Origin of the sequence: Phycicoccus sp. Soil748 (assembly GCF_001428025.1) — a bacterium.
GTDB lineage: Bacteria > Actinomycetota > Actinomycetes > Actinomycetales > Dermatophilaceae > Pedococcus.
The window spans coordinates 680,968-694,611 of record NZ_LMSC01000007.1; the positions used below are offsets into that span (position 1 = coordinate 680,968).

Annotated in this window: 8 protein-coding genes; all 8 read left to right on the plus strand. The window is 74.4% G+C overall.

Annotated features, from left to right (window positions below):
• Positions 1-278 precede the first annotated feature (278 nt).
• The 8 genes from ASG70_RS10935 to ASG70_RS10970 are packed head-to-tail and all read left to right on the plus strand — an operon-like array spanning position 279 to position 13,576.
• Positions 279-1,286, plus strand: a complete 1,008-nt coding sequence (locus ASG70_RS10935) for an NAD-dependent epimerase/dehydratase family protein (protein ID WP_082590492.1) — start codon at positions 279-281, stop codon at positions 1,284-1,286.
• A gap of 2 nt (positions 1,287-1,288) precedes the next feature.
• Entirely contained in the window at positions 1,289-2,554 is a 1,266-nt protein-coding gene (locus ASG70_RS10940) for a glycosyltransferase family protein (RefSeq protein WP_056883811.1), read from the plus strand.
• Positions 2,555-2,556: 2 nt separating this feature from the next.
• Positions 2,557-3,858: a phosphotransferase family protein gene (locus ASG70_RS19515; RefSeq protein WP_162253904.1), complete on the plus strand. Its 1,302-nt coding sequence runs from the start codon at positions 2,557-2,559 to the stop codon at positions 3,856-3,858.
• The gene (locus ASG70_RS10950; protein WP_162253905.1) at positions 3,855-6,107 is read left to right on the plus strand and encodes a phosphotransferase; all 2,253 of its coding nucleotides are present in this window, start codon (positions 3,855-3,857) and stop codon (positions 6,105-6,107) included. The genes ASG70_RS19515 and ASG70_RS10950 overlap by 4 nt, the downstream gene beginning before the upstream one ends.
• On the plus strand, positions 6,092-7,369 hold the full coding sequence (locus ASG70_RS10955; RefSeq protein WP_156399939.1) for a glycosyltransferase: 1,278 nt from the start codon (positions 6,092-6,094) through the stop codon (positions 7,367-7,369). The genes ASG70_RS10950 and ASG70_RS10955 overlap by 16 nt, the downstream gene beginning before the upstream one ends.
• Positions 7,366-8,742 carry a phosphotransferase family protein gene (locus ASG70_RS19520; RefSeq protein WP_056883815.1) on the plus strand — a complete coding sequence of 459 codons (1,377 nt, stop codon included), beginning with the start codon at positions 7,366-7,368 and terminating at the stop codon, positions 8,740-8,742. The genes ASG70_RS10955 and ASG70_RS19520 overlap by 4 nt, the downstream gene beginning before the upstream one ends.
• A complete protein-coding gene (locus tag ASG70_RS10965; protein ID WP_056883816.1) occupies positions 8,739-12,044 on the plus strand; it encodes an ABC transporter transmembrane domain-containing protein in 3,306 nt (1,101 codons plus the stop codon). The genes ASG70_RS19520 and ASG70_RS10965 overlap by 4 nt, the downstream gene beginning before the upstream one ends.
• Positions 12,041-13,576, plus strand: a complete 1,536-nt coding sequence (locus tag ASG70_RS10970; protein WP_056883817.1) for a phosphotransferase family protein — start codon at positions 12,041-12,043, stop codon at positions 13,574-13,576. Before ASG70_RS10965 ends, ASG70_RS10970 begins: the two co-directional genes overlap by 4 nt.
• Positions 13,577-13,644: the final 68 nt, after the last annotated feature.

Below are 13,644 nucleotides of genomic sequence, written 5' to 3' on the forward strand. Positions count from 1 at the left end.
CCACTGAACGCGCGGCTGGAGCACCGAGCCATACCCTGCACCACCCCCGTACGACGAAGGGGCACCTCCCGGCCCGGAGGTGCCCCTTCGTGCGCTCCGGGTGGGTGGGGTCCGGAGGCGGGGCGGGGAGGTGCGAGGTCGTCCGCCTGACGTAGGGGAGGACTCCCGCTTTTTACGACTTTGGGCGGAAGTTCAGGCGCCGCGCCGGTGCGAATCTGGAAGGCACAGCGAGTGGTTCATCGCCCGCCCCACCCAGGCGGGGGTGAAGGGGGACCATCATGGGACGCGGTGACGACGAAGCCATCCTGGTGACCGGCGCGGCCGGCTTCATCGGGAGCCACCTCTGCGAGGCGCTCCTCAGGCGGGGGTACCGGGTCCGCGGCCTGGACGCCCTCACCGACTTCTACGACCCGGCGCGCAAGCGCCTCAACCTGGTCCCCCTGCTGGCCTGCCCCGGGTTCGACCTCGTCGAGGAGGACCTGCTCACCGCCGACCTGGCGCCGGCGCTCGAGGGAGTGGGCGCGATCGTCCACCTGGCCGGCGAACCGGGGGTGTCCGCGTCCTGGGGGCCGTCCTTCGCCCGGTACGTCGACCGCAACCTCCTGGCCACACAGCGGCTCCTGGAGGTGGCGTGCGGCCACCCGGTGCGGCGCTTCGTCTACGCCTCCAGCTCCTCGGTGTACGGGGCCGATGCCGGTGCCCCGCAGGGCCGGTCCGAGCCCCGGCCCTTCAGCCCGTACGGCGTGAGCAAGCTGGCCGCCGAGGCGCTCGTCGGTGCGTACGCGGTGGCGTACGGGGTGCCCACGGTGTCGCTGCGGTACTTCTCGGTCTACGGCCCCCGCCAACGGCCCGACATGGCAGCCCACCGGTTCATCGAGGCGCTGCTCGACGGCGTGCCGCTCACCGTCTTCGGCGACGGCAGCCAGGCGCGGGACTTCACCTACGTCGGGGACATCGTGGCCGCGACGGTGCGAGCGCTGACGGCGGACCTGCCGCCGGCCACCGTCCTGGACGTGGCCAACGGCAACCCGGTCACGGTGGCCGGCCTCATCGAGTGCCTCCACGAGCTGCTCGGTGTCGCGGGCGCGTCCCTGCACCACCGTGAGGAGCGGCGCGGTGACGTCCCACGCACCATGGGCGACACCGCCACCACGCGTTCCCTCCTGGGCTGGGGCGCGACCACCGACCTGCCCACGGGCCTGCGCCGACAGCTCCAGTGGCACCTCGCCCTCCGACAGCAACCCACGGCGTCCACCTCCGGGCTGCGCCCCAGCGTCAGTGCCTGACCATGGGACACGACGACGGGCCCAGGCTGCTGATCTACTCCCAGGACGGGCTCGGCCTCGGTCACCAGCGCCGGACCACGCTCCTGGCCCGGCAGTTCCTCGCCGCCGAACCCGACGCGAGCGTCCTCACCATCTGTGACTCCCCACTGGGGCACTTCTTCGTCACCGGGGCCGGCCACGAGCACCTGAAGCTGCCGTCGGTCGTGAAGGTGGGGCCCGGGAGCTGGCGGCCCGTGTCGCTGACGATGTCGTTCGCCGAGGTGCTGGCCCTGCGCAAGGAGGTCATCAAGAGCACGGCCATCGGCTTCTCGCCCGACGTCCTGCTCGTCGACCACATGCCCCACGGCGCCATGGGAGAGCTGGTGCCGGCCCTCGAGGCGGTCGAGCGTCGAGACGTGCGGACGGTCCTGGGCCTGCGGGACATCCTCGACGCGCCGGCCACCACCCGGCAGCGGTGGCACCTGGAGGGCGCCTTCGACGCCGTGGAGCGCTTCTACGACGACGTGCTGGTGTACGGGTCGAACGACGTCTTCGACGTCGCGGCGCAGTACGACTGGCCGGCGGAGCTGGAGCCGCGACTGCGCTACTGCGGCTACGTCTGCGCGCCTGCGCCGAGGGCAGTCGGCCGGACCGTGCGCAACCGGCTGCTCCGCGACCGCCCGGGTGCAGCGCTCGTCGTGGCGATGGCGGGCGGCGGGGCGGACGGCTACCCGCTCTTCGAGACGGTCCTGCGAGCCCTGCCGCGCCTCGACGCCGGGCGCGAGTGCGTGGTGGTGGTCATCACGGGACCCTTCCTGCGGGCGGCGCAGCGCAACCGGCTGAAGGCACTGGCGGCGGGCCTGCCGGTGGTGCTGCGCGCGAGCGTGGGGAACTCCCTCGACTACCTCGGTGCGGCGGACCTGGTCGTGGCGATGGCGGGGTACAACACCTCCGCCGAGATCCTGAGCCTGCGCGCGAAGGCGCTGCTCGTCCCGAGGTCGGGTCCGAGCGCGGAGCAGCGGCTTCGCGCCAAGGCGTTCGCCGAGCGGGGGTGGGTCCACTGGCTGGAGCCCGAGCACCTCGAGCCCCGCCGGCTCGCCGAGGCGATGGAACGCGCCCTGGCCGCCCCCGCGCCCGGGGGCGTGTGCCCCCCGGACCTGGGGGGCAGGGAGCGAGCCGTCGCGCACATCCTCGCGGGCCGGGCCACGACGGCGACCCCCGCCGAGGAGGTGCAGGCGGGCCCCGAGGAGGCGCTCCCCGCACCCGTACCCCTCGCGAGCGAGGCCTAGCCGTGCTGGCCGTACACCCAACCCAACCAGCGCCGTCCCACCTGGACGAGGTGCTGTCGGGCGCGCGAGGTGAGGAGCCGGTACGGCGCCTGGTCCTGGACCCCTGGCGGCACGGGTTCGCCGACGCCCTGGGGGACGTGACGCCCGGTCGTCCGTCCGGGAGGCTCGAGGTGCTGCGCAGCACGTTCAAGCCGGGACGCAGGCTGAGCGCCTACTACCTCCTCGGCACGGACCGGGGGCCGATCCACGTGGCGGCGACGTGGCGCCCCACGACGGCCGACGGACATGACGGGCCCCCGGTCTCCGTGCTCGTGTCCCCGGCCGACCCCGCCATGCCGCAGCTGGCGAGGCTGGCGGACGCCGACCACCTGGCCCGCGCGGTCGCCGAGGTGGGCGGACCCCTCCACGAACCGCGCAGGGACGGGCTGCGCCTCCACACCATCCGCTACCGCCCGGGGGAGCGGCACGTCCTGGGCCTGACCTCCGTCGGCGGCAGGCCCGGGGTCGTCGTCAAGACCGACCGGGACCACTCCGGCGAGCGCGCCGTGGTGGTGGCACGCGCAGCGGGGGCGCTGCTGCGGTTCAGGTGCCCGCGCGTCGGCGCCGCGGTGCCTCTCGGCTGGGTCCCCTCGGACGCCGCTTCGCTGTGGGCGCTGGCGCCCGGCTCGCTCCTGTCGCGGGGCCTGGCGCGGCGCAGTCCGGAGAGCACCGCGCAGGTCTCCCTGCTGGGGCAGGCGCTACGGCTGCTGCACGACGACACGGCGACGGCCGAGCACCTCCAGGCATGCGGCGCCCTCCTGTCCTCACCGGACGTCGCCGCCGAGGTCGCTGCGACCCGGCGCGCGGCCCAGCACGTCAGCGTGCTGCTCCCCGCGGTCGGGCAGCTCGTGGACGCGCTGCTGTCGGCCGTCGCCACCGCCCTCACGAGCGCACCACCGGGCACCCCGACCCTGGTGCACGGCGACCTCAAGGCGGACAACGTCCTCACCGGCGACGTCCTGCGCGTCCTCGACCTGGACCGTGCCGGACTCGGCGACCCGGCAGCCGACCTGGCGAAGCTCGTCGCCGACCTGCACTGGTGGTGCCCGGGCCGGTTGGGCGGCGCGGCGGGCCTGCTCACCGCCTTCCGCGACGGCTACGGGCCGGGCGCCGAGGACCGCTGGTCGCGCGCAGCCGCCCTGGTCCCGCTCTACCAGCTGAGGTTCGCGGCTCGCCGGTGCGTGCTGCACGAGCGCGACTGGTCCGCGCGGGTGGAGGCCCAGGTGGCCTCTGCCGCGGCCTCGGCCGGGACGGTGCCGTGGTGACCTCCGTCGTGACCGTGGGCGACCTCCCCGTGCGCCGGCTGGTGGGCCTCGACCCCGCTCTCCGGCACCTGGAGACGGCGCTGGACCACGTCGCCCGGGCCCGCGGCGAGCTCGACGACGCCTCTTGGACCCCCGGTGTGGGCGCTCGGCTCGCCTACCGGGCACAGGAGTCGCAGGGCACGTACACCTACAGGGACGTGACCGTCTCCACCGAGGGCTGGTCCGAGCGGGACTTCCGTGAGGACCCGTCGATGCCGGGGCTGGCCGGAGCGAGCGACCCGTCGGTGGTTGCCGAGCGGCTGGCGGACGTCCTGGGTCCGGCGACCTGGTCGGTCGACCCGGTGCGCTACCGGGCCGGCTCTCGGTGCGTGCTGCGCTACGGCGCCGAGACGCGGAGCGGTCCGGTACGCGTGTACGCCAAGGTGTTCTCGTCCCGGGACTTCTCGAGGGCGGCCAGGACGACGGTCACCGTCTCGCGGGCACGGGAGCTGGCGGGGGCGGTGCCCCACGTGATGGGGGTGTGGTCCGACCTCGGGGCGGTCCTGGTGACCGCAGCCCCCGGCAGGTCGGCCTCGGCGGTGCTGGGTGACCCGGACCTCGACGCCGCCGTGGCGGCAGCCCTGGGCCGCGAGCTCGGCGTGCTGCTGGCCCGGTTCCACCGCCAGGGCCACCCCATGGCCCCGAGCGCGACGCCGACCGACCGGCTCGGGCTGGTGGAGGAGGAGCTGACGGCCATGCGCTGCGCGGCTCCCGGCCTCGCCGAGCGGTGCGACGTCGTCGTGCAGGGGCTGCGCCACCACCTCCCCTCGAGCCCCGTGAGGAGACTGGCCCACGGCGCCTTCCGCGCGGGACAGGTCGTCGTCGGCGACGACGGCCGCCTCACCCTCCTGGACGTGGAGGGGGCCTGCTGCTGCGACCCTGCACGGGACCTCGGCACCATGCTGGCGCACCTCACGTGGGCGGGCCTGCATGGCCCTGGACGCCGTCCGGCCCTGGTCGAGGCGAGCGCCTCCTTCCTGGCGGGGTACGAGGACGCGGCAGGCCCGGTCGACCCCGAGTCCCTGCGCTGGTGGTGTGCCCTCGCGCTGCTCCAGTGCGCAGCCCGCCGGTTCCGCCGGCTCGAGACCTCGTGGTGGCCGTCGACCGCCGGGCTGGTCGAGGCGGCCGAGGGCCTGCGACGTGTCCCCTCCGGACCTGCGCCCGCCGATGGTGCCCCCGGCGCCGATGGTGCCCCCGGCGCCGACGGTGTCCGCGGTGCCGATGGTGTCCGCGGCGCTGGAGGTCTCCTCGGTGCCACCGACCTCCTCGACGCACCTGGGATGGCCCGTCTGCTGGAGGAGGTCGTCCTGCGCCGTGGCTCCTCCGCCGGTGCGCGGCTGTCGGTCGAGTCCGCCGAGCAGCTGTCCGTCGTGGCCGGTCGTCGTGCCGTCGCCCGCTACACCGTCCGTGGGCTCGAGCGGTCGCGGCCCACCACGGTCGTGGCCAAGGCGTTCGCCGAACCCCACCGGGCGCGGCTGCTCCACGAGCACCTGAGCATCCTGTCCCAAGGGCCCTTCGCCACTGACGGCCTCAGGGTGCCGGAGCCACTCGGCCTGGTGCCCGAGCGGGGGCTCGTGGTGTACCGGGCGGCACCGGGCACACCCCTGGACCGGCTGCGGGACCGGGCGGAGGTGCTGCGCGGCCTGCGCGGCGCCGCGCTCTGGCTCGCCCGCCTGCACACCTGCGACGTGGTGCTGCCCCGGGGCTGGTCGCTGTCCCGGGAGCGGGCGAACAGCCGTGTGTGGTCGGACGTCGTCGGAGCGGCGTACCCACCGCTGGCCGAGGCGGCGGCCCGTGTCGCCAGGGGGTGGTCGGAAGTGGCGCCCACCACCGGTCCGGATGCCCCGCTGCACAAGGACTTCCACCCCGGGCACGTCCTCGTCGAGGACGCCACCACCACGGTCATCGACCTCGACGAGGCGCGCCAGGGCGACCCGGCCATGGACGTCGCGCACTTCTGCGCCTACCTCGAGGCCTTCGGGCCGGACCGTCGTGACGTGCGGCTGCCACAGGCCTTCGTCGCGGAGTACGCGCAGGCCTCCGGCTGGTCCCCGGGTGAGTCGCTGGCCGGCTACGCGGCGTACGCCTGGTTGAAGATCGCACGGCAGTGGGCGCTCGGCAGCGGGCCGTGCCGCGGTGCCACTGAGGACGAGCGTCGAGCCGGCGCGGCCCGGGCCGTGACGCGGGGGCTGGCATGGCTGGGCGAGTGATCTACATCGTGCGCAGCTGGCCGAGGCTCTCGCAGACCTTCGTGGTCAACGAGGTCCTGGCCCTGGAGCGGCTGGGGGTGGGCCTCAGCGTCTACAGCCTGGCGCGCTCGGGGGAGTCGCTGGTGCAGCCGGAGGTCGCGAAGGTGCGCGCGGACGTCGTCCACCTGCGCGGCACGGGCCGACGCCACGCAGCTGCCAACGCGCGAGATGCGTTGTCGCTGTTGAGGCGTCACCCGCGCACGTACCTCGGCACCGCGTGGTTCGCGCTTCGTCACCCGGGGCTCGCCGCGGGGTACGGCGACTGCTCAACGCTCGCGTGCTTCGCCCACGCGAGCGAGGTCGCCGCCCACGTCGTGCGGGCCCAGGGCCCCCAAGGACGGGCGTCGCACGTGCACGCGCACTTCGCCCACGACCCCGCGCTCGTCGGGCTGCTGGTCGCCCGCCTCACCGGCCTCGGGTTCACCTTCACCGCGCACGCCAGGGACCTCTACCAGATCCCGCCGAGCAGCCTGGCCACCCGCGCCCGGGCGGCCCGTGCCGTGGTGACCTGCTGCGAGGCGAACGCTCGCCACATCCGGCACTCGGTCGCGGCGTCGGACCTGCCACCGCTGCTGGTGGTGCACCACGGCGTGGAGCTCGACCGGTTCAGGGCAGGCCCGCCGCGACCCCCCGCACCCGAGGTGCCGACCGTCGTGTCCGTCGGACGGCTGGTGGAGAAGAAGGGGTTCGAGGACCTGCTGCGGGCGATCGCCCTGCTCGGTCACCGAGGGGTGCGCCTGTGCCTGCGCCTTTATGGCGACGGGCCGCTGCGTGCACGGCTCCTGGAGCTGCGGGAGTCACTCGGGCTGGCCGGCGTCGTCACCCTGATGGGTGCGCGCACCAGCGACGAGGTGGCCGCCGCGCTGGCAGCCGCGGACGCGTTCGTCCTCACCCCGCGGGTGACCGACGACGGCGACCGGGACGGCATACCCAACGTCCTCGTGGAGGCGATGGCCTGCGGGCTGCCCGTCGTCACCACTGCCGTGGGCGGGATCCCCGAGCTGGTGACGGACGGCGCCAACGGCCTGCTCGTCGGGGCGAAAGATGTTGCGGGAGTGGCTGACTCGCTCGAACGACTGGTGGTGGAACCTTCGCTCCGTGCCCGGCTGGGGTGCGCTGCACGGATCACCGTCGAGGAGTCGTACGACGTGGATGAGGCGGCCCTCCGGCTGCGCGAGGTCTTCGCCGGGGACGTCGGGTGGCAGGGGGAGGCGGGTCCATGAGCGCCACGGACCTTGGCCGGCCACGCCAGGACCGGGCTGCCACCCTTGACCGGTTCGCCACCCTCGACGGGCCAGTCCCCGACCGGTCGGCTCTCGAACGCCCACTGCTCGACCGGTTCTCGGAGGCGCTGTCCGCCACGACCATGGGCCCACGGCTGGCGACGGTCGGCCTCGGTGGTCCGTGCCACGTCCTCGACGCCAAGCTCGAGCCCGGGGTGCGAGCGGTCGTCCTGTACGAGTGCGGTGGGCGGCTGGTCCGTGGCGACCTGCTCGGCGTGGGTGCTGCCACGCCGTCGGCCGGGCTCGTCGTCGAGCCCGGCGTCAGCCTCTCGCCCTTCCCCCTCGACCCGGACCTGCCGTCCCTTCCCCGCGTCACCGACCCCCGCCACCTCGGCCCGGAGCTCGCCTCGGTGCTCGGCGGGACCGGCCGGCCCCGGCTGGGCCATCCGGAGCGGCTGGCCATCGACATCCTGCGCTACCGCCCGGGGAAGCGGCTGACGGCGCGTCTTCGCCACCCCGGCCTCGACGGCCCGCTCGTCGCCAAGGCGTACCACGACGACGCCAAGGCGACGGCCGTGGCGACGGAGGCGGTGCAGGTCACGGCTGCCAGCCAGGCGTCGTGCCGGGGCGGCCGCGGCGCAGGACTCCTGGCGTTCGCCCCGCCCGTCGGGTCAGCACCCTGCCTCGGCGTGGTGTTCCAGGAGGCGGTGAGGGGGCTCGCCCTCGACGACCTGCTGGGAAGCCGGCACCCCGTCACCGCGACGACCGTCACGGGGGCCGCGCGCGCCGGGGCCGCCCTCGCCGAGCTGCACGACCTGTCCCTGCCCACGGGCCGGCAGCGGCCCGTCGAGGCGGAGCTCCTGCGCTTCGCGCAGCGGTCGGAGCGGGTCGCCGCGGTGCGGCCGCAGCTGGGGGAGTCGATGGGCGCGCTGGCCGACCGGCTCGTCGAGGTGCTCCGCACACTGGCTCCACCGCGTACGGGTCCGGTCCACGGTGACTTCAAGCCCGGCCAGCTCCTGCTCCGGGGCGACCGTGTGGTCCTCCTCGACCTCGACCACCTCGGGACCGCCGACCAGGCGGTGGACGCCGGCACCTTCATCGCGTCGCTCCGGCAGCAGGCGGTCAGGTCACGCCTGGCGGGTCGTCCGCCCCAGGACGAGGAGATGGAGGCCCTCTCGAGGGCGTTGCTCGAGGGCTACCTGCGGGCCGGCGGTCCCGTGGACCAGCTGCCCCGGATCCGGTGGCACGTCGCGGTCGCCCTCGAGCGCAAGGCGCTGCGGGCCTTTGCCCGGTCTCCCCGGTCGCCGTTCCCCGCGCTCCTGGTCGACGAGGCCCAGCGTTGCCTGCGAGCCCTGGACGGGGAACGGCCGTGAGGGCCGTCGACAGGGGAGCCGGCGCGAACCCCACGGCGGCGCGCAGGCAACGCTCGCAGGCCAGCGACCTCCGGCGCACGGTGCGGCTCTTCCGGCGCTTCAGTGGCAGCCGCCGGGTCTACGTGCTCGGCTTCGTGCTGCTCGCCCTCGAGGCCGGCACCGCCGTCGTCGAGCCGTACCCCATCGCCTACCTCATCGACTTCCTCCAGGGCGCGCGCCCGGAGCTGCACTACCTGGGGGCACAGGCGGTGCTGGGGTCGGTCCGCAACGACACCATCTTCCTGCTGACCTCCGCCGTCATCCTCATCGCGGCCGTCAACAGCGCCGCCGACTCCTTCACCGAGATCTGCATGGCCCGCGGCGGCCGTTCGCTGGGCTACAGCCTGCGCGTGACGATGTACGCGCACCTGCAGCGGCTGCCCCTCGGCTACCACGACAAGCGGCGCACCGGCGACGTCATCACCCGCGTGACCGGCGACGTCCTCGTCATCGAGGACTTCGTCGTGAAGTCCCTGAGCAACATCCTCGGCAGCCTCATGGTCCTGGTCGGGAGCTTCGTGTTCCTGCTCCTGCAGTCGTGGAGCGTCGCGCTGGTCGCCCTGGTCGTCGTCCCGTTCCTCGTCCTCGCGTCCAACCACTACTCGCGGCGGATCAAGTCCGCCGCCCGGACCCAGCGCGACCGCGAGGGCGACCTCGCGTCGACCGCCCAGGAGATGCTGTCGTCCATCCGCCTCGTGCAGAGCCACGGCCGCGGCACCGTCGACCTCGACACGTTCTCCGCGCAGACCGGGCAGAGCATGTTCGCCTCGCTCAGGGCAGCGAACATCCAGGCGGAGTTCAGCTTCGTCATCGCACTCATCGAGGCCGTCGCGATCGTCAGCGTCATCTGGATGGGCCTGTGGCTGGTGGACAACGGCCTCATCACGATCGGCACGCTGGTGCTCTTCATCCTGTTGCTGCAGAACATGTTCAAGCCCGCCCGCAAGATCGTCAGCGAGTGGTACAAGATCGGCAACGTCTTCGCCAGCGTGGAACGCGTCGACGACCTGCTCGACCGCGAGGTCACCGTCACCGACCGGCCGGACGCCGTCGCCGCGCCGCCGCTGCAGGGCAGGCTGAGCCTGCGGCACGTCAGCTTCACGTACCCCGCGGAGCACTCCGACGGGTCGGCCGCCACCGCGCGACCCCCGGTCCTGCGCGACGTGGACGTCGACGTCGAGCCGGGCGAGGTGGTCGCCCTGGTCGGCTCCAGCGGGGCCGGCAAGAGCACCATCGCCCAGCTCGTGCCGCGCCTCTACGACCCCGACTCCGGGGCCGTGCTCGTCGACGGGCTCGACGTGCGCAGCCTCACCCTCGCCTCCCTGCGCCAGCAGGTGAGCCTCGTGCTCCAGGACACGATCCTGCTCAGCGGGACCGTGGCGGAGAACATCGGGTACGGCGTGGACTCACCCAGCCGGGAGGACGTCGAGGCAGCCGCGCGCATGGCCAACGCCCACGACTTCATCATGGCGCTGCCGGACGGCTACGAGACGGCGCTGGGCGAGCGGGGCTCGACCCTGTCCGGCGGGCAGCGCCAGCGCATCGCCATCGCCAGGGCCTTCATGCGACGGGCCCCGATCCTCATCCTCGACGAGCCGACCACCGGGCTCGACACGGAGTCCGCGCAGACCGTCATCGACGCCCTGCGCCACCTCATTCGGGGCACGACCACCATCGTGATCTCCCACGACCCCGACCTGGTCAGGTGCGCCGACCGCGTCCTGGTCGTGTCCGACGGCCGGCTGGTGGAGTCGGGCGCCGCGGGGGCACCGGCGACGACGACCTCGGTCCGCCCTCCCGCCCGTCGTCCTGCGCTGCCCCCTGGCCCTGCCAACAGCGAGCTGGGGGAGGAGCTCGCGTCTCGGCTGCCGGGGCTGCACCTCGCGCTCGACGAGGACCTGGTGGCGCAGCGGGTCGGCGAGTCGCTGGTCGGCAGCACCCACCGCACGTGCAGCGTCTCCGCCGGGTCGTTCTGGCTGCGCGAGGACGGCAGCTGCTCCCTGAGGTACGCCGTCCGGGTCGCCGACGCCGCCGGCGTGGTGTCCGACCACGTGCTCCTCGCCCGCGTGCACGACGACGCGGCGGCGTCGCGGGCCTACCTCGACGGGCAGGTGCGTCCCCTGCTGGGGCGACGTGCCGCGGACTCCCCGTGGTCCGTCCCTGCAGCGGTGCTCCCCGAGGCGGCGCTCACGCTGCACGGCTTCCCCAGCGACCCCGACCTGCCAACGCTCCGGCAGGCGATGAGCCCGCGGACGGTCGCCACGCTCGCGGGGAGCCACCCCGGTGAGGCGGCGCCGAGCGTCGAGGTGGTGCACCACCCCCGCACCGGACCGTGCGTCCTGCGCTACGGCATCCCGGGCGGCACGAACGGCCGGGACTGCACGGACGCCGCGGACCGCAGGGAGGTCGTGGACGGCACGGGCCGGACCCTCTACGGCAAGGTCTACCCGGACCCGCGCCGCGGCGAGGCGGTCGAGGGCCTCCTGCGAGCGCTCGGCGAGAGCCCGGCGGGCCGGGACGGACGCTTCCCCCGGCCGACCCTGTACGCGCCCCGGCTGAGGCTGCTGGTCACGCAGGCGCTCGGGGGTGAGCCCGCCATCCCGGCTCTGCTCGCCTCGGTCCTGTCCACCCCCCTGACGGCCGACCACTGGCGGGACACCGAGGCGCTGCGCACAGCGGTACGGGCTGCGGGGGAGGCCCTCGCGGTGCTGCACGGCAGTGACGTCGCCACCGCGCCCGTGCACACGGCCCGCGCCGAGCAGGAGGTGCTGCGCCGCGACCTCGAGCTCGTGGCCGGCTGCTGGCCCGGGACCGCGCACCGGGTCCTGGCGAGCAGCGCGGCACTGCTGGTGGAACCACCGGAGTCCCCTGCCGTGGTGCTGTCGCACGGTGACTTCACCCCCGCGCAGGTGCTGCTCGACGGAGGCGCCGCCGCCCTGGTCGACCTGGACACGGTGTGCTGGGCCGACGCTGCGCTGGACCTGGGTCGGTTCACCGCGCACCTCGAGCTCCTCGCGTCACGGTACGGCGGTCAGGCCGGCCGTGCGCTGGTGCGCGACCTGGTTCGTTCCTTCCTCGACGCGTACGGTGCCGTGGACCGCCGGACCGCGACGGCTGCCGCGGCGTCGGAGCGAATCGCCTTCTACCGCAGCGCTTCGCTGACACGCAGCGCCCTCAATGCCTGCCGTCAGCTCAAGGAGCACCGCCTCGCGCTGGCCCTGTCGCTGCTCGAGTCGAGCCCTGGTGGGAGGGCGGACCTGTGACCGTCGTCCCCGACCGCGAGCGCGTCGTCGCACCACTGGAGGCGTTCTCCACGCTGCCCGACTGGCTGGCTGCCGCGATGGACGGCGAGCGCGTGGCCGCGAGCCTGCAGCACCACGCCCCGGTGCTGCGCGCCGACCACGGCGTGGTGCTCGCGTGGGTGACCGCGTGTCGCCCGGAGCGGTTGCGCGCCAAGGACGGCACCTGGGTCGCGCGGTACCGGGTGACGGTCCGGGCGGGGGAGGCCGAGCGGGACGTCGTGCTCGTCGGTGAGCTCGTCCCGCCGCCGCACCAGCCCACCGGGCCGGAAGTCGGCGACGGTGCCTTCGTCTCTGACGGTGACCGTCACACGCACACCGACGTCGACCGTGACAGGCACACCGACGGCGACCCTGACGGCGCGGCCGGGGAGTGGTCGTGCTGGTTGCCCGACCTGCGACTGCGGCTGCGCAGCGAGGCCGGCGACCCCGCGCTGCCCGCGCTGCCCGTGCTCACCCACGCGCCGGACACCACTCGTCTGCTCCAACTCGTCCTGCGCCGGGCCGGCCACCCGGACGCCGTCATCGCCTCGTGCGACCCCGTGGTGGTGCGGTACAAGCCCGGCAGCCGCTGCACCGTGGTCGTCGGTGTGACGTACGCGGACACCGTGGCCTCGGCGCCCCCGACCACGGTGGTCCTCAAGACCCACCAGGGCGACAAGGGACAGACCGCCTGGGCGGCCATGACCGCGCTGTGGGCGCGGCAGGAGGCGTGGAGGGGAGTCGTCGAGATGGCCGAGCCGCTGGCGTTCCTGCCCGAGGAGCGGATCCTCGTGCAGGGTCCGGTGCCCGAGGACCTCACCCTCAAGGAGCTGGCCCGCCGCGCCTTCGCCGGCGGGGACCAGGACACGCTGGCGAGCCTGCGCGTGGCGCTCGCCGCGACCGGGCGCGGCCTGGCCGCCCTGCACCGGTCCGGCGCGGAGTACGGGCGCACGGCCACGCTGGCCGACGAGGTCGCGGAGATCCGGGAGGTGGTGGGCAGGCTGTCCGTCACGGTGCCCGGGCTCGGCGGTGCGGCCGAGCCGCTGCTGTCGCGCGTGGAGCAGCTCGCCGGTGACCCGCAGCCCGGCCCGGCCGTGGTGCCGTCCCACCACGACTTCAGGCCGGCGCAGGTGCTCTTGCACGAGGGCTCGGTGGGGTTCATCGACTTCGACGGCGCCGCGATGGCCGAACCCGCCCTCGACCTCGGCCGGTTCACCGCCAAGCTGAGGGACATCGGGATCAGCTCGATGGCGTTCACGGGTCAGCGGCTGTCGGGTCCGGTGCTGCGGTCGCACCTCGCCCTCGTCGACAGCCTGTGCGAGGACTTCGTGGGTGGCTACGCAGCCGAGTCGGGGGTGTCGCGGGAGCGGGTCCTGCTCTGGGAGACCTGTGACCTGCTCACCGGGCTGCTGCACGCGTGGACCAAGGTGCGGCTCGCGCGCGTGGGGCCGCGGCTCACCCTGCTGCAGCACCGGGTCCGCGCCCTGACCGACGGGGCGCCGTCCACCGGCTGAGGCGGTGGCACCCGCACTGCGATGACCCGGACTCAGCGGGGCTCGACCCCGGTCGACGAGCTGGTGGT